This is a genomic window from Microbacterium sp. JAI119 (assembly GCF_013410135.1).
GTDB lineage: Bacteria > Actinomycetota > Actinomycetes > Actinomycetales > Microbacteriaceae > Microbacterium > Microbacterium oxydans.
Genome location: NZ_JACCCK010000002.1, coordinates 329,651 through 345,966, shown reverse-complemented (window position 1 = coordinate 345,966; position 16,316 = coordinate 329,651). Strand labels below are relative to the sequence as shown.

Annotated in this window: 17 protein-coding genes; 11 read left to right on the top strand and 6 right to left on the bottom strand. The window is 68.7% G+C overall.

Annotated elements, in window-relative coordinates:
- Positions 1-57: 57 nt before the first annotated feature.
- Genes tsaB through HDC31_RS12410 form a run of 6 tightly spaced genes read left to right on the top strand, consistent with a single transcriptional unit; the run spans position 58 to position 4,997 of the window.
- Entirely contained in the window at positions 58-696 is a 639-nt protein-coding gene (tsaB, locus tag HDC31_RS12435) for a tRNA (adenosine(37)-N6)-threonylcarbamoyltransferase complex dimerization subunit type 1 TsaB (protein ID WP_179516160.1), read from the top strand.
- Positions 693-1,181: a ribosomal protein S18-alanine N-acetyltransferase gene (gene rimI / locus HDC31_RS12430; protein ID WP_058632722.1), complete on the top strand. Its 489-nt coding sequence runs from the start codon at positions 693-695 to the stop codon at positions 1,179-1,181. The genes tsaB and rimI overlap by 4 nt, the downstream gene beginning before the upstream one ends.
- On the top strand, positions 1,178-2,245 hold the full coding sequence (gene tsaD, locus HDC31_RS12425) for a tRNA (adenosine(37)-N6)-threonylcarbamoyltransferase complex transferase subunit TsaD (RefSeq protein WP_046747410.1): 1,068 nt from the start codon (positions 1,178-1,180) through the stop codon (positions 2,243-2,245). The genes rimI and tsaD overlap by 4 nt, the downstream gene beginning before the upstream one ends.
- Positions 2,242-2,733, top strand: a complete 492-nt coding sequence (locus HDC31_RS12420) for a hypothetical protein (RefSeq protein WP_058632723.1) — start codon at positions 2,242-2,244, stop codon at positions 2,731-2,733. Before tsaD ends, HDC31_RS12420 begins: the two co-directional genes overlap by 4 nt.
- A 4-nt stretch (positions 2,734-2,737) precedes the next feature.
- On the top strand, positions 2,738-3,841 hold the full coding sequence (locus tag HDC31_RS12415; protein WP_179516159.1) for a hypothetical protein: 1,104 nt from the start codon (positions 2,738-2,740) through the stop codon (positions 3,839-3,841).
- Positions 3,825-4,997 (top strand): hypothetical protein, encoded by a 1,173-nt coding sequence (locus HDC31_RS12410; protein ID WP_179516158.1) that lies wholly within the window; start codon positions 3,825-3,827, stop codon positions 4,995-4,997. Before HDC31_RS12415 ends, HDC31_RS12410 begins: the two co-directional genes overlap by 17 nt.
- Before the next feature lie 7 nt (positions 4,998-5,004).
- On the opposite strand, the gene HDC31_RS12405 is transcribed toward HDC31_RS12410, so the two are convergent.
- On the bottom strand, positions 5,005-6,204 hold the full coding sequence (locus HDC31_RS12405; RefSeq protein WP_218867818.1) for a class I SAM-dependent methyltransferase: 1,200 nt from the start codon (positions 6,202-6,204) through the stop codon (positions 5,005-5,007).
- Between the two features lie 164 nt (positions 6,205-6,368).
- Between HDC31_RS12405 and groES the strand changes: the two genes are divergently transcribed.
- From groES to HDC31_RS12390, 3 genes are all read left to right on the top strand, one after another.
- Positions 6,369-6,665, top strand: coding sequence for a co-chaperone GroES (groES, locus tag HDC31_RS12400; protein ID WP_017203655.1), 297 nt, complete (start codon positions 6,369-6,371; stop codon positions 6,663-6,665).
- A 182-nt stretch (positions 6,666-6,847) separates the two neighbouring features.
- Positions 6,848-7,777, top strand: a complete 930-nt coding sequence (gene rarD, locus HDC31_RS12395; protein WP_113681654.1) for an EamA family transporter RarD — start codon at positions 6,848-6,850, stop codon at positions 7,775-7,777.
- A gap of 144 nt (positions 7,778-7,921) precedes the next feature.
- Positions 7,922-9,178, top strand: coding sequence for an ABC transporter substrate-binding protein (locus HDC31_RS12390; protein ID WP_046747416.1), 1,257 nt, complete (start codon positions 7,922-7,924; stop codon positions 9,176-9,178).
- Between the two features lie 92 nt (positions 9,179-9,270).
- Here the strand turns inward: HDC31_RS12390 and HDC31_RS12385 are convergent, their stop codons facing one another.
- The 4 genes from HDC31_RS12385 to HDC31_RS12370 are packed head-to-tail and all read right to left on the bottom strand — an operon-like array spanning position 9,271 to position 13,427.
- A complete protein-coding gene (locus tag HDC31_RS12385; RefSeq protein ID WP_046747417.1) occupies positions 9,271-10,044 on the bottom strand; it encodes an ABC transporter ATP-binding protein in 774 nt (257 codons plus the stop codon).
- Entirely contained in the window at positions 10,041-11,054 is a 1,014-nt protein-coding gene (locus tag HDC31_RS12380; protein WP_374168979.1) for an ABC transporter ATP-binding protein, read from the bottom strand. Before HDC31_RS12380 ends, HDC31_RS12385 begins: the two co-directional genes overlap by 4 nt.
- Positions 11,055-11,094: 40 nt before the next feature.
- The gene (locus HDC31_RS12375) at positions 11,095-12,072 is read right to left on the bottom strand and encodes a branched-chain amino acid ABC transporter permease (RefSeq protein ID WP_058631857.1); all 978 of its coding nucleotides are present in this window, start codon (positions 12,070-12,072) and stop codon (positions 11,095-11,097) included.
- Between the two features lie 5 nt (positions 12,073-12,077).
- Positions 12,078-13,427 carry a branched-chain amino acid ABC transporter permease gene (locus HDC31_RS12370; protein WP_046747419.1) on the bottom strand — a complete coding sequence of 450 codons (1,350 nt, stop codon included), beginning with the start codon at positions 13,425-13,427 and terminating at the stop codon, positions 12,078-12,080.
- 252 nt (positions 13,428-13,679) lie between these two features.
- On the opposite strand from HDC31_RS12370, the gene guaB reads away from it, so the two are divergent.
- Entirely contained in the window at positions 13,680-15,182 is a 1,503-nt protein-coding gene (guaB, locus tag HDC31_RS12365; RefSeq protein ID WP_058631856.1) for an IMP dehydrogenase, read from the top strand.
- Positions 15,183-15,247: 65 nt separating this feature from the next.
- Here guaB and HDC31_RS12360 read toward each other — a convergent pair whose 3' ends face one another.
- Positions 15,248-15,700, bottom strand: a complete 453-nt coding sequence (locus HDC31_RS12360; RefSeq protein ID WP_113681652.1) for a DUF4190 domain-containing protein — start codon at positions 15,698-15,700, stop codon at positions 15,248-15,250.
- A 165-nt stretch (positions 15,701-15,865) separates the two neighbouring features.
- Between HDC31_RS12360 and HDC31_RS12355 the strand changes: the two genes are divergently transcribed.
- Positions 15,866-16,180: a DUF2277 domain-containing protein gene (locus tag HDC31_RS12355; RefSeq protein WP_061018604.1), complete on the top strand. Its 315-nt coding sequence runs from the start codon at positions 15,866-15,868 to the stop codon at positions 16,178-16,180.
- Positions 16,181-16,316 lie beyond the last annotated feature (136 nt).

Below are 16,316 nucleotides of genomic sequence, written 5' to 3'. Positions count from 1 at the left end.
GGGGTGCGCGGCTCGGGTCGGCAGCCCTCCCCAGGGGACGGCGGCTAACCTGGAGTCGTGATCCTTGCCGTCGATACCTCCCTGGGCACTGCCGTCGCCCTCATCGATGCCGACGGGGAACGACGTGCCGAAGCGGCTGCCGTCGACCCGCTCGGCCATGCCGAGGTCATCGGAGACCTGCTCGTGCAAGTTCTCAGCGAGGCGGGCGATGCTTCCGGCGGGGCGGGCGACACGGAGATCACGCACGTGGTCACCGGCATGGGGCCGGGGCCGTTCACCGGCCTGCGCATCGGCATCGCCGCCGCGCGCGCCTTCGCCCTCGGCCGCGACCTCCCCGTCGTCCCCGTCCCCAGCCACCTCGCGGCAGCCCTCACCGCTCTCGACACCGAGACCGCACCCTTCGCGATCGTGACCGACGCGCGCCGACGCGAGGTCGCCATCACCGTGTTCGATGGTCTCGACGACGACGGCATCCCCGCTGTGGTCGCCGACACCGTGCTCGTCCGAGCGGCAGACGCGGATGCCCACCTCGACGGCATCCGCCGCATCGATGTGTCGACGCTGTCCGCGACGGACCTCGCACGGGTCGGCGCGCGGGCTCTCGCGGCCGGCCGCACGCTCGCCGGGGAGGAGCCCCTGTACATGCGGCACCCTGATGTGACGCTCCCCGGTGCCCCGAAGAAGGTGGGCACATGACCCTTCGAGACGCCTCAGCAGATGACCTCGACGCGATCATGGCGATCGAGAACAGGTCCTTCCCGACCGATGCCTGGAGCTCGGAGACCATGGTCGCCGAACTCGTCAGCCCGCACGGCCGGTATCTGGTCGACGAGCACGACGGCGAGGTCATCGGCTACGGCGGGGTACGGGCACTGCTCGGCAGTGCCGACGCCGACATCCAGACCATCGCACTGCTCGCCGAACATCGGGGACACGGGAGAGGACGCGCCCTGTTGCGCGCTCTGCTCGCTGCGGCGGCGGAGCGTGGTGCGCGAGAGGTCTTCCTGGAGGTCAGGGCCGACAACCCCTCCGCGGAGGGGCTGTACCGTGCCGAGGGCTTCGAGGAGATCGCCCGCCGCCCGCACTACTATCAGCCGGATGGCGTCGACGCGATCGTGATGCGAATGCACCTGCGGCACCATGCGGCGCCCTCCGCGGCGGACGAGGAGGCGAAGGCATGAGCGAACCGCTGGTTCTGGGCATCGAGACGAGCTGCGACGAGACGGGCATCGGCATCGTGCGTGGGCGCACCCTGCTGTCGAACACCATCGCCTCGAGCATGGACGAGCACGCGCGCTACGGCGGCGTCGTTCCCGAGGTCGCCGCGCGGGCGCACCTCGAGGCGCTGCAGCCCTCGATCGACGCCGCGCTCGCCGAAGCGGGGGTGGGACTCGCCGACCTCGATGCCGTCGCGGTCACCAGCGGGCCAGGGCTCGCCGGCGCGCTGATGGTCGGTGTCGGCGCCGCGAAGGGCCTCGCCGTCTCGATCGACAAGCCCCTGTACGCGGTGAACCACCTGGTCGGGCACATCGCGGCCGACATCCTCACGGCCGACTCCGCGCCGCTCGAATACCCGACGATCGCCCTGCTCGTCTCGGGCGGGCACACCTCACTGCTGCACGTGCGAGACCTCACCACAGACGTCGAGCTGCTCGGGGAGACGATGGACGACGCCGCGGGCGAGGCCTTCGACAAGGTCGCCCGGCTGCTGTCGCTCCCGTACCCCGGAGGGCCGGAGATCGATCGGGCGGCGGCGACCGGCGACCCGCACGCGATCCGGTTCCCCCGCGGACTGTCGCGGGCCTCCGACCTGGCGAAGCACCGGTACGACTTCTCGTTCTCTGGGCTCAAGACGGCGGTCGCCCGCTGGGTCGAGCGCTGCGAGGCCGAGGGGATCGACGTGCCCGTCGCCGACGTAGCCGCGAGCTTCCGCGAGGCCGTCGTCGACGTGCTGGTCACGAAGGCCCTCGCCGCGTGCTCCGATCTCGGCGTCCCCCGCCTGCTGCTCGGGGGAGGGGTCGTCGCGAACCGACGGCTCCGCGATGTCGCGCTCGAGCGCGCCGACGCCGCTGGCGTCACCGTGCGCATCCCCCCGCTCTCGCTCTGCACCGACAACGGGGCGATGATCGCCGCACTCGCCGCCGAGCTCATCTCTTCCGGGCGTCCGCCGTCGACGCTCGCCTTCGGGGCGGATTCGACGCTTCCCGTGACGGAGATCCAGGTCGCGGAGGCGGTGCCCGCATGAGCGCCGCCCCCGACGCTCCCGACGCGGAGCCGGCCCCGCCCCCGACGCCGGCGGCTCGCATCGAGCGCCCCAGCGACGAGGTGGAGCACCCCGCGGGAACCGCCCGCCTTCCCGGCGCGCGGCGCGACGGCTACACCCGCCTGCCCACGGGCCCGGTGGGCATCGAACCGGTCGTCGTGACGGGACCGGACATCGACGCCCCCGAGGAGACGGAGTGGGAGCCGTCCACCGGGACCGTGTCGATCGACGACACCCGACTGGCGCCGTGGGCGCTGGTGGCCGCGATCGTGGCGCTCGGAGCGTCGTTCTTCGTGGGGTGGGGGATTCCGGTCGCAGTGGTGGCGGTCATCGCGGCGATCATGTCATTGCGTCGCCCGGTCGAGAACCGTGCGATCGCGCGCTGGGCGCTCGTGCTCGGGCTCTGCGCGACCGTCTACAGCCTGGGCTGGCTGGTCTGGGCCGGCATGCAGTTCGAGCGGCTCGGCTGAACCGATGTCGGACGCGGCCGAGCTCGCCGAGCTGCGCTCACTGCAGGCGCGGGCGTACGGTCGCGATGCATCGCTCACGGCGGCCGAAGCGCTCAGACTGCGCGAACTGGAGCGGCGCCGTGCCGAGCCGACGCCCGAGGTCGCGGATCCGCCCGTCGGAGCTCCTGTCGCAGCCTCGACGCCGGAGACAGGGAACGAGGAGCCTCAGACAGAGGACCTGCCGGGTTCGACCGACGGCGATGTGACGACGACCGGCATGGACCCGGGAGACTCGGGCGGCTCCGGTCGGCCACCGCAGAGATCATGGCTGCGTACGCGCTGGCTTCCGCTCGCCGCTGCCGTCGCGACGCTGGTGCTGGTCGGTGTCGGGCTCGGATGGGCGCTGTCCGGCGGGTCCGGGCCCGCCACCGTCGCCCTGAGTCCGGAGCAGCAGGAGTGGCAGAGCTCCCTGCTCGCCAGCGGGAACTACGACCGGGGCTCGCTGCGCGCCCTCGCCGTCGAGGAAGGTGCGGTCATCTGGGTGGCGACGAAGAATGCCGCCGCGATCACCTGCCTGCTCGTGGCGACCTCGCCGTCTGCACTGCCCAGCTGCGAGCGCACCGAGACGGTGGGCAGGACGGGACTGTTCGGCGCGGTCACGCTCGAGTCGAAGGCGGACACCCGCCGCGAGCTCAACGTGCAGATGGTGTTCACGGCCTCCGGCGAGCCTGCCGTCGCCGCGAACGTGGCGGAGTTCGGACCGGGCACCACCAATGGGATGACGTGGGCGAATGCCGACGAGGCGGAGAAGGCCAAGCGCATCGCGGATCAGGGGTTCCAGATCAACTCGCTGTGGGTGGTCGGCTATGACGGCGATGTGCCGGTGTGGACCGGAATGGAGCTCGACGGCTTCCAGACCTGCTTGATCTACGACGGCTCGGACGCGGCGTTCCCCCGGGTGTGCGCCGATGCGCTCACGATGCAGGAGCAGAGCGCCACCCTCGTGCTGAACGTGGTGGACGAGCCCAGCGGTGAGGTCGTCCGCCTGGAGCTTCCGACCGCCAGCAACGGGCACTCCTCTCTGATGATCACGCGCGAAGGAGGTGCTGACGGTGCTGCCGGAGAATGACGCCGACGAACTGCGACAGCTCCAGCGCCGCGCGTACGGCCGCGACGGCGCCGCGACCGAGGGGGAGCTGCGGCGGTTGCGTGAGCTCGAGGATGCACGGCGAGCGTCACCCGCCCCCTCGTCACCCGCCCCCTCGGTTCCCGCACCGGATGACGATTCCCGGCCAGCGCCGCCCGAACCCGCGGCCGACGTCGCCTCAGCGGCAGCGCCGGTCGTCGGTGAAGGGACCGAGCCGCCCTCCGATAGCGACGTGCCGCGCCGGCGGGAGATCCTCGCCCGGACGCTGCGTCGGCTCCCCGTGCTCGTGCCCGTGGTCTCCGTCCTGCTGCTGGCGGCCGGAGTGGGCATCGGCTGGGCGGTGTTCGCGCCGCCATCGCCGGAGGTCACGCTGACGGCGGTGCAGCAGGACCGCCGTGACGCGCTCGCCGCAGCCGACTTCGATCCCGGCTCGGTCGTGCCCCTCGCGCGAGAGGGGGATGCGCTGGCCTGGTACGCGACCCGTGAGGAGGCCGGCATCCGGTGCCTGATCCTCGACGTCGGCGCGCAGTCGCAGTCGACCTGCCTCCCGGTCGACAGCATCGGGCGCGGCCTGAGCGCGACGATCCCGGTCCCCATGGAGGACAGCGGTGACACCCCTCGCGGAGTGGAGGCGGTGAGCGCCTCGATGCTCCTCTCGACGACGGGGGAGCCGATCGTCACCCTGGAACGCTGGCCGATGACGTCTTCTTCACCGTCGCAGTTCGCGGGTGCGGAGCGGTCACGCGCGGAGGAGCTGGCCGGCGAGGGGTTCGTCTCGTCCCTCGAGATCGTCGGTTCCTTCCGCACCTTGCCGGTGTGGACCGGGGACCGCGTGTCGGATCTGGGCACCGTCGAGAAGTGCCTCATCGTCGATGCGGTCGATGCGATGACCTGCGCCGCCTCCACCGCCGCCGTCGAGTCCGGTCTCGAAACGCGGATCGACCGCGTCGACGGCGGAGACGGTGCGCTCATCGGCACCTCGACTCTCGCGGCGAGGTTCACGAGGTGGCAGACGCCCTACCTCGTCATCACCGAGGCATCGCCGGGGAAGGGAGGCCCGGGCGAGATCGTCCGGGTCGAGGCCCCACCCGGTGACCCCATCGTGGTCGAACCGCCGGGCCGCGATCCGGACGGCTGAGCGGACGTCAGCTCGCCGCGGGCACCCGGTCGGCGAGGATCGCGCGGCGCTGGTCGCCGATACGGACGAGGATCAGCGTCGCGTCCTGGTCTCCGCGCAGCGTGAGCTTCTTCCGGAAGGCGGCGGGATCGACATCCACTCCGCGTTTCTTGATCTCCAGGCGTCCGACATCGTTCGCCTTGAGCGCGGCGTTGATCGCCTTGGGGCTCGCCGGAAGCGTCTCCCTGACGCGGAAGGATTGCACGAACGGACTGGTCAGGGCTGCGTCGGATGTCAGATAGGCGATGTGTTCGTCGAGCATGCCGGCGTCGAGACTGCGGGCGACCTCTCCGATCAGCCGCGCGCGGATCACCGCCCCGTCCGGCTCGTGCAGGAAGGCGCCGAGCTCGCGCACGGGCTCATCGGCGGTGTCGGCCGCAGCCATGAGCTCGTGCGAGCGCTCGCCGCGGATCACCAGTGCCGCGCGGCGCACTCCTTCTCGGGCGAGGGATCCGCTCCACACGACGAGTTCGACCACGCTGCCGTCGGCGCTCACCCACTGCGCCTCGGCATCGGCGGGCAGTGCGTCGCGGTCGTGAGCCGGTCCGAGCTTGATGCCGGTCGGGCGACGTGCGGCCACATCGAACGCCCAGTCCAGGGAGGGGGAGTAGTCGTCGGCGGAGACACGCCTGGTCTCGCTGTGCCCGGAGGTGCGTCTGGCCGGGTCCATCCAGACCGCGTCCCCGTCGTCCAGTCTGGAGAGGGCTTCCTCCGCCGTCTCGTGCCGCACCGCGGCGTCGTCGCCGAACGGCGCCAGGTTGTATGCCGCGATGGCGGAGGTGACCTCGTCGGCGTCGACGGCGTGCACTTGGAGTCCGGCTCCGGCGAAGGCGAGCGCATCGCCGCCGATACCGCAGCCGAGGTCGGCTACACGGGTGAAGCCCGACTGACGGATGCGCTGGGCGTGCCGTGCCGCGACACCGAGCCGCGTCGCCTGCTCGAGGCCGGCCCTGGTGAAGAGCATGCGGGCGGCGAAGGGGCCGAACTTCGTCGCTGCCCTCGACCGCAGGTGCGCCTGCCCGACGACGGCGGACACGAGGTCGGGGGAGTGGCCGGCCGCACGCAGCCGCGACACCGCTCGCGCGACCTCGGTGGTCGACTCGATGGGACCGGTCGTGTCGAGAAGCTCGAGACCTTCGGGGGTGAGCAGGGCGCGCAGCTCGGACATCTCCACGGTCTCAGCCTAATCGGCCGCGCCTCGAGTCGAACCGCGTCGCTCACTGGCACTCGCATTGCGTGAGTGCCAGCCGAGCGCCTAGACTGGATTAGCACTCTCGGGTTGAGAGTGCGAACAAGTCTTTCGTGTCAGCGTCAAGAAAGAAGAGGTAGACCGTGTCGGTTTCCATCAAGCCGCTCGAGGACCGCATCGTCATCAAGCAGGTCGAGGCCGAGCAGACCACCGCGAGTGGCCTGGTCATCCCCGACACCGCCAAGGAGAAGCCCCAGGAGGGCGAGGTCGTGGCGGTCGGCCCCGGCCGCATCGACGACAACGGCAACCGTGTTCCGCTCGACGTCGCCGTCGGCGACCGCGTGCTCTACAGCAAGTACGGCGGCACCGAGGTGAAGTTCGGCGCAGACGAGTTCCTCGTCCTGTCGGCTCGCGACGTCCTGGCGGTCGTCGTCCGCTGATCTGCTGAACCTGTTCCCCGCCTCTCATGAGGGGCAGGGTGAGGTCCTCGAAGGGGGCCCGGATGCGTCTCGCATCCGGGCCCCCTTCTGCGTCCGCCAGCGGGCATCCCTTTCCTGCCAAACTCCGCCGGGAGGCTCTGCCGCCGACGTCCGCATCCACGCCGCGGGCATAGGGTTGTGCGGTGACCCCAGAGACGACCCGCGCCACGCAGACCGCCGGAGTCGTCTACGCCGGAGGGGCGTACCTCCTCTGGGGCGTGCTTCCCCTCTACTTCCTCCTCCTCGTTCCGACGGGTCCGTGGGAGGTCGTGGCCTGGCGGGTGCTGCTCTCCTTCGTCTTCTGCGTCCTGCTGCTCACCGTCACGCGCGGTTGGGTGGCCTTCGGCGTCATCATCCGCCAGCCGAAGCTGCTGGGGTTGACCGCGCTGGCGGGTCTGCTGATCTATGTGAACTGGCAGGTGTTCCTGATCGGAACGCTCAGCGGCAACGTCGTCGAGACGAGCCTGGGGTACTTCATCAACCCGATCACGACGGTGCTGCTGGGTGTCTTCGTGCTGAAGGAGCGCATCCGTCGATTGCAGTGGGCAGCCATCGCCATCGCGGCTATCGCCGTCATCGTGATCGTCGTCGCCTACCGGCAGTTCCCGTGGATCGCGCTGTCGCTGACCGCGTCCTTCGGCGTGTACGGGCTCATCAAGAAGAAGATCGGCCGTGCGGTCGATGCGATCAGCGGCCTGACTCTGGAGTCGTTCTGGCTGATCCCCATCGCGGTGGCGCAGCTGATCATCGTCGCGCTCACGTCGGGCATCACGATGGGCGCGAACGGGTGGGCGCACGCGTTGCTGCTGGCCTTCGCCGGTGTCGCCACGGCGGTTCCGCTGCTGCTTTTCGCCGCGGGAACCCGACGCATCAACCTCACGGTGATCGGCATGATCCAGTTCATCACCCCCGTCATGCAGTTCCTCATCGGGGTCCTGGTGCTGCACGAGCCGATGCCGGCCGAGCGCTGGGCCGGCTTCATCATCGTGTGGATCGCGATCGGCGTCTTCGTGGTCGACCTCCTGCTCGCCGCGCGACGAGGGCGCAGGATTCCACGGGTCGAAGCCGCCTGATCCCGAGGACCACGGGTCAGGGAACCCGGTCCCGGATCGTTAACGCACCGAGACACTTGCACCCCCTGCGCGCGATACTCACGCCCTAGTGTTAGAGCACCCGATTGTGGTCACATTCCACGTTCAGTTACGCAAGGGAGCATCATGAACGCATTGAAGGGCTCGCGAACCGCGAAGGTCTTCGCCGGGATCGCACTGGTCAGTGCATCCGCCATCGTCATCGCTGGTTGCAGCAGCACTCCTAGCGGGGAGAGCGGCGGCAGTGACAAGCCCGCAGCCGATCTGACGCTCAAGCTCGGCTCGCTGCTTCCGCAGACCGGCTCGCTGGCGTTCCTCGGCCCGCCCATGGAGTCGGGCGTCGGGCTGGCCGTCCAGGAGGTCAACGACGCGGCTGCCGGCATCACGATCGACCTGACGGCCGAAGACGAGGGTGACACCGACACCAAGGCCTACGAGACCTCGATCACCAAGCTGCAGGGCGCCGGCGTCTCCGCCATCGTCGGAGCTGCCGCATCCGGTGTCTCCAAGCTCATCCTCGACGGCAACGTCAGCGCCGGGATCCTCCAGATCTCCGCGTCGAACACTTCGCCCGACTTCACCACGTGGGATGACAACGGTCTGTACTTCCGCACCGCCCCCAGCGACCTGCTGCAGGGCGAGGTGCTCGGCAACCTCATCGCCGAGGACGGCGCGAAGACGCTCGGCATCATCTACCAGAACGACGCGTACGGCACGGGCCTCGACGCGGCGATCAAGGAGACCTTCGAGGGCACCGGCGGCGAGGTCGTCGCCGAGGCGTCGTTCAACGTCGGCGACGCGCAGTTCGACGCCCAGGTCGAGACGATCAAGGCGCAGAACCCCGACGCGGTCGCGATCGTGTCGTTCGACCAGTTCAAGACCATCGCGCCGCTGCTGGTGAACGCCGGCATCTCGGCCGACAAGTTCTACATGGTCGACGGCAACCTGTCCGACTACGGCTCGGAGATCCCGGTCTCGCTCGAGGGCGCGCAGGGAACCAAGGCCGGCCCCGCACTTGCCGACGACTTCACCTCGCGTCTGCAGGACTTCTGGACGGGCGAGGGCAACGCCGAGGTCAAGGACTTCACCTACGCGGCTGAGGCATACGACGCCGTCATCCTCGTGGCGCTGGCCTCCCTGGCCGCTGGCTCGACGGACGGCGCGGACATCGCGGCCAAGATGCAGGAGGTGTCGGGCGGCTCCGGTGACGGCAAGAAGTGCACCAGCTTCGCCGACTGCGCCAAGATCATCAACGACGGCGGCACGGCCGACTACGACGGCTACTCCGGTGACGTCACGTTCGATGAGGCCGGCGACCCGCAGGGTGCGTCGATCGGCATCTACAAGTACGGTGCCGACAACATGATCACCCGCACCAACTGATCAGACGATCACACGACGAAGGCCCCGGATCCGATCCGGGGCCTTCGTCGTGGTGTCGGCGGCTTTCTCGCTCGCGGCTTCTCGCTCGCCGCTCAGGCGGCGTCGGTGCCGAGCGTGCCGAGATAGAGACCGATGACCTTGGGGTCGTTCAGCAGGTCCCTGCCACTTCCCTCGTGCGCGTCCTTGCCCTGATCGAGGACGTACCCTCGGTCGCAGATCTGCAGGCAGCGTCGAGCATTCTGCTCCACCATGATCGTGGTGACACCGGCCTTGTTGATGTCGGAGACCCGGATGAACGCGTCGTCCTGTCGCACCGGGGAGAGGCCGGCCGACGGCTCGTCGAGCAGCAGCACCGACGGGTCCATCATGAGGGCACGGGACATGGCGACCATCTGCCGCTCACCACCGGAGAGCGAACCGGCGCGCTGCTTGAGGCGCTTGCCCAGCTCAGCGAAGATGCCGGTGACGAACTCGAGTCGCTCGTCGTAGATCTTGGGGTTCTGGTACAGCCCCATCTGCAGGTTCTCCTCGATCGACAGCGAGGGGAAGACGTTGTTGGTCTGCGGCACGAAGGCCACTCCACGCCGGACGAGCTTGTCGGCCTTCAGACCCACGATGCTCTCACCCTTCACCGTGATGTCGCCGCTTCGCACGTTCACGAGCCCGAAGATGGCCTTCAGGAGAGTGGACTTCCCCGCCCCGTTCGGACCGATGATCCCGATCAGCTCTCCCTGCCGCGCCACGAGGTTGGCACCGTTGAGGATGTTCACACCGGGAAGATAGCCGGCATGGACGTCGGTCAGCTTCACGACGACATCGTCCTGAGCCGCGCTCGTCGCTGCATCGGTCGGCGTTTCCCCGCTCATGCGGTGCCCTTTCCCTCGGTATCGGTATCGGTAGCGGTGCCGGGAACCGGATCGGTCGCCTCGAGCTCGGCCTCCGCCTCCGCTTCGATCTCCTCACGGAGCCTGCTGGCGGCGGCATCGGGGAGCACCGGGATACGTCCGGTGACGGCGCCGAGGTCCACGTCCTGGTGTGCACCGAGGTACGCGTCAACGACAGCCGGGTTCTCCATGACCTCGTCGGGAGGGCCCTCCGCGACGACCCGCCCCTCGGCCATCACGATCACCCAGTCGGCGATGTGACGCACCATGTGCATGTCGTGCTCGACGAAGAGCACGGTCATGCCCTCCTCCTTCAGGTCGAGGATGTGGTCGAGGAGCGACTGCGTGAGCGCGGGGTTGACGCCGGCCATGGGCTCGTCGAGCATCACCAGCGTCGGGTCGCTCATCAGCGCCCTGGCCATCTCGAGGAGCTTGCGCTGGCCACCCGAGAGGGCCGCGGCGAAGTCCTTCTCCTTCGCGTCGAGCTTGAAGCGCGTCAGCAGTTCGCGCGCCTTGGCCTCGATCTCGTTGTCCTGTGCCCTCCACAGGACAGGGAACAGGCTGGACCAGAATCCCTCACCGCGCTGATGCGGAGCGCCCAGCTTCATGTTCTCGAGCACCGTGAGCAGCGAGAGCGACTTGGTGAGCTGGAACGTGCGTACCTGGCCCATCCTGGCCACCTTGAACGACGGCACCCCGGAGAGGCTCGTGCCGTCGAACGACCACGTGCCGCTGTTGGGCTTGTCGAATCCGCAGAGCAGGTTGAAGAGCGTCGTCTTGCCTGCTCCGTTCGGGCCGATCAGCGCGGTGATGGCTCCTCGGGGGACTTCGAGGTGATCGACGTCGACGGCGGTCAGGCCTCCGAAGCGACGCTGGACGGCGTCGACGACGAGGATCGGATCGACCTTCGCGACTCCGGGCTTCACCTCACCCGTGGTCAGGCCGGTGGTCTTCGGGCGTCGGATGCTCCCCGTGGAGGGAGCCGCGGTCACCGCGGCGTCCGCCGAGCCGGGGACCTGTTCCGGGGTCAGTTCATTTGACAAAGGTCATCTCCCTCTTGTCTCCGAGGATGCCCTGCGGGCGGAAGATCACGAGCAGCATCAGGGCGATGCCGACGAAGACGAAGACGAGGGTCGACGCCTGGCTGTCGGTCATCGGCAGCAGCCCGGCCTTCGCCATCGACGGGAGCAGGTTGGCCATGAAGGCGAACACCACCCAGAAGAGCACCGCACCGAGCGTGGGTCCGAACACCGTGGCCGCGCCTCCCAGGAGGAGGATCGTCCACAGGAAGAACGTCAGCGACGTCGAGTAGCTGCCGGGGACGACCGCGGAGGGGAGGACGAAGACGATCCCACCCGCGGCACCGATCACACCACCCACGACGAGCGCCTGCATCTTGTAGGCGAAGACGTTCTTGCCCAGCGAGCGCACGGCGTCCTCGTCTTCGCGGATGCCCTTGAGCACGCGGCCCCACGGGCTGCGCATCAGCGCCCACACCAGCAGGATGGCGATGACCAGGACGATCACGCCGAACACGCGGTTCCAGAGGTCGTTCGCGCTGTACGTCCAGGGTCCGAACCCGTAGGTCCCCGGCGGGATGGGGTTCGCGTCGCGGAATCCGCCGTTGTACTGGGCGAGGCCGTCGGCGCTGTTGGTCCATTCGTCGAACACCTGCGTGGTGAAGAGGAGACGGACGATCTCGCCCGCGGCGATCGTGGCGATCGCGAGATAGTCGGCGCGGAGCCGCAGCGTCGGTATGCCCAGGAGCACGGCGAAGAGGGCGCCGCCGACCAGGCCGATCAGCATGCCGATCCACCACGGCAGGCCGAAGCTGAGCACCGAGATGGCGTAGCCGTAGCCGCCGATCGCCATGAACGCGGCCATGCCGAAGTTGAGCAGTCCGGCGTATCCGAAGTGCACGGCGAGGCCGGTCGCCGCGAGCGCGTAGGCGATGGTGACCGGGCTGAACAGGTAGACGGCCGTGTTCGAGAAGATGCTTCCGAAGTCCATGGCGATCAGCCCAACCTTTCCCTGCGTCCGAGCAGCCCTTGAGGTCTCACGAGGAGGATGAGGATGAGGATCACGAGAGCACTCGCATACTTGAGGTCGGACGGGATCCACAGCGTCGACACCTCGACAGCCATGCCGACGATGAGCGATCCGACCAGAGCGCCGAACGCCGTGCCGAGGCCGCCGAGGGTGATCGCGGCGAAGATCAGCAGGAGCATCTGCATCCCCATGTCCCACTTCACGCCGGGGCGGAAGTACGCCCACAGGATGCCGGAGATGGCGGCGAGCGTTCCCGCGAGGATCCAGACGTAACGGATCACACGGTCGACGTCGATCCCGGACGCGGCAGCGAGCTGCGGGTTGTCGGAGATCGCGCGGGTGGCCTTGCCGATGCGGGTGCGCGTCAGGAAGAAGGCCACGGCCAGGATCACGACGATGCTCACACCCATCGCGATCATGTCGATGTAGGACAGTGAGATCGGCCCGAACTGGATCGGGGTGGGGCTGGCACCGGGGAGCTGATATGTGCCTCCGCCGATCATGAACTGGAACGCGTATCGCAGCGCGAGCGAGAGCCCGATGCTGACGATCATCAGCTGGACGACACCGAGACCGCGCCGGCGGAGCGGACGCCAGATCCCGGCATCCAGCGCCCAGCCGAACAGGCCGCCGCCGATGACGGCTGCGACGATGCCGAGCCAGAGAGGAAGGTGCCAGAACGTGGTCGTGACGAGGGCGACGAGGCCGCCCCACGTGACCATCTCGGCGTGCGCGAAGTTGGAGAGGCGCGTGGTGCCGTAGATGAGGGCAGCGCCCATCGAGGCGAGAGCCAGCAGGAGTCCGAAGTTCAGTCCGCCGACGAGGCGTGAGAGCAGCTGGTCGACGAAGGAGACGGTGACCCGTTGCCCCTCGCCGAGGAAGAGGTTCATGATCTTCGTCCCGGTGAGGCCGAACTCGACTTCGAAGGAGGCCGTGGTCCCGGCGATCGGCTGGGTGCCCTCCGGGAGCTGGGTCGCATCGACGATCACGCCGTCCGGCAGCGTCGACTCATCGACCGTGAGGGTGTACTTCTCCTTCTCGGGCACGTACAGGCGCCATTTGCCGTCGGCATCGGTCTCGGTCTCGCCGTCGAAGCCCTTGCCCTCGATGGTCATGACCACGCCTTCGACCGGCTGGTCGTCGAAGGTCACGACGCCGGCGAAGTAGAAGTCGGTGACCTCCTGCCCGTCGTCCGTCGTCTCGGCCGAGGCCGCTGACGGGGGCAGGAACAGGAACGCTGTGAGCGCCATGAGGATACTGAGGAAGGCGACCACCCAGGGTCGCTTTCGCTGCACGGCGAGTGTTGTGGGTCCCACGCAACCTCCACTTTGAGTGCTGTGTCTCTGCGATCTCGGGTTTGTCCGCAGAGATGGACGACGCACTTGAGCGTAATGCGCCATCGCCGATTCACCTACGGTCGGTGCCAACGGTCCGGTAACGACGCGGCTCTGGGAATGTTCTCGGGCGTGTCTCGCTTAGAATCTTCATACGGGCCGCGGCCCCGCACCGGCCGACGTCGACCACCCCCTCGCACTCGGACATGCGCGACTCGCGCAGAAGGAGAATCCATGGAACAGCACGATCCCTTCGGCTTCGTCGGACTGACGTACGATGACGTGCTGTTGCTCCCCGGGCACACCGATGTCATCCCCAGCGAGGCCGACACCTCGTCGCGCATCACCCGGCGCATCTCGGTCGCGACGCCGCTCCTCTCGAGCGCCATGGACACGGTCACCGAGTCGCGGATGGCGATCGCGATGGCGCGTGAAGGCGGCATCGGCATCCTGCACCGCAACCTCTCCATCGCCGACCAGGCAGCGCACGTCGACCGCGTCAAGCGCAGCGAGTCCGGCATGATCACCGACCCGATCACCACGACGCAGGATGCGACGGTCGAAGAGGTCGACAACCTCTGCGCGAAGTACCGCATCTCCGGCCTCCCCGTCGTCGACGACGAGGGCAGGCTCGTCGGCATCATCACCAACCGCGACATGCGCTTCGTCTCCGGCTTCGAGCGGCAGACCACCTTCGTCAAGGACGTCATGACGCGGGAGAACCTCGTCACCGCTCCGGTGGGCGTGGCCGCAGGCGAGGTCATCGCCCTGTTCGCGAAGCACCGTGTCGAGAAGCTGCCGCTCATCGACGACGACGGCAAGCTCGCCGGTCTCATCACCATCAAGGACTTCGACAAGAGCGAGAAGTACCCGCTCGCCACCAAGGACGACCAGGGGCGTCTGCGCGTCGGCGCGGCGATCGGCTTCTTCGGCGACGCGTGGGAGCGTGCCGAGGCGCTGCGCGATGCCGGAGTCGACGTCCTCGTGGTCGACACGGCCAACGGGCAGTCGCAGGGTGTCATCGACCTCGTCCGCCGGCTCAAGGCCGACGAGTCCTTCGCACACATCGACGTCATCGGCGGCAACGTCGCCACCCGTGAAGGCGCTCAGGCTCTCATCGATGCCGGAGTCGACGCGGTCAAGGTCGGCGTCGGCCCCGGGTCCATCTGCACCACCCGCGTCGTCGCCGGCGTGGGCGTGCCGCAGGTGACCGCGGTCTACGAGGCTTCGCTCGCCGCTCGTCCCGCAGACGTTCCGGTCATCGCCGACGGTGGTCTGCAGTACTCGGGCGACATCGCCAAGGCGCTCGTCGCCGGTGCCGACGCCGTGATGCTCGGCTCGCTCCTCGCCGGAACCGACGAGTCGCCGGGCGAGATCGTCTTCCAGTCGGGCAAGCAGTTCAAGCAGTACCGCGGCATGGGCTCGCTCGGCGCGATGCAGACGCGCGGCAAGCAGACCTCGTACTCGAAGGACCGCTACTTCCAGGCCGATGTCCCGAGCGACGACAAGCTGATCCCCGAGGGCATCGAAGGCCAGGTCCCGTACCGCGGACCGCTCGCCGCGGTCGCCTATCAGCTGGTGGGCGGGCTGCGTCAGTCGATGTTCTACGTCGGAGCGCGCACGATCGAGGAGCTCAAGACGCGCGGCAAGTTCGTGCGCATCACCTCGGCAGGGCTCAAGGAGTCGCACCCGCACGACGTGCAGATCGTGGTCGAGGCGCCGAACTACAAGAAGTAGGCGTGACACGAAGAGGGGCCGGATGCGCATCGCATCCGGCCCCTCTTCGTGTCACGCCGCTGCGGTCACCCGCAGGTGTAGGTGACGCCGTTGACTTCCCAGACGCCGGCGCCCAGCTCGGCGCACGTGCCGAAGATCGCGGCGAAGACGGTGACGGACAGGATGATCCCGATGATGCCGAGGATCGTCAGGATCGCGCCGATGATGATGCCCGCGATGGCCAGCCCCTTCGGCTGCCCGGTCTTGCCGAGTTTCACCGCGGCGACGATGCTCAGGATGAGTCCGATCGGCGCCGCCAGGAAGGCGAGGACCAGACCGACGATCGACAGGACGCGACCGGGAGGCGTGGGCTCCGGCTGCGGGTACGCCGGTGCCGTGGGCGCCGGATAGGCCGGGGCTGCTGTCGGTGCGGATTCCCAGGCCGGGGCTGCGGTCGGCGGAGCGGGAGGGGCAGCGGGCGGTGTCGTCGGGGTCGAGGAGTCGGCAGCGGGCGGTTCGGGGAACGGCGGGTTCGTCATGGTCTGTCCTGTCGACGGGGGTGGGGATCGCACTGGCGGCCCGGATAGCCCCGAGCGTAGCGAGCGGCCCTCGGCGGCACCATCCCCTGTCGTCGGTCCGACCCCGGTGGGCGGGGAGACGCCGCGACTCTTCCGTCGACCCGCCGTGCGGCGTAGCGTGCGGGTATGTGCCGCAACATCATCCCGCTGAACAACCTCGAGCCCGCTGCGACCGCGCAGGAATGCCACGATGCGGCGTTGCAGTTCGTGCGCAAGATCGCCGGGACCACGGCGCCGTCGCGGGCGAACCAGGCCGTCTTCGAGAGCGCGGTCGACGAGATCGCGGCTGTCGTCGACCGTCTCCTGGGTGAGCTCGTCACCACCGCACCTCCGAAGAATCGTGAGGACGAGGCGGCGAAGCGACGGGCGCGCTCGGCCGAGCGGTACGAGGCGATCCGGGTGTTCCAGGAGGAGAAGCGCGCCGCCCGCGCAGGAGCGTAGGCGCATACCGTCGCAATGGCGGCGGCGTATGCCAGAATCGTCATACCCCGCTCGACTTTCCCTGCGGTCCCGGTGTTGAAGGCCCCGAGATCGCGCCGCCGATCCCCATCGGTCAGGGAACCTCCCCAAGGAGAGC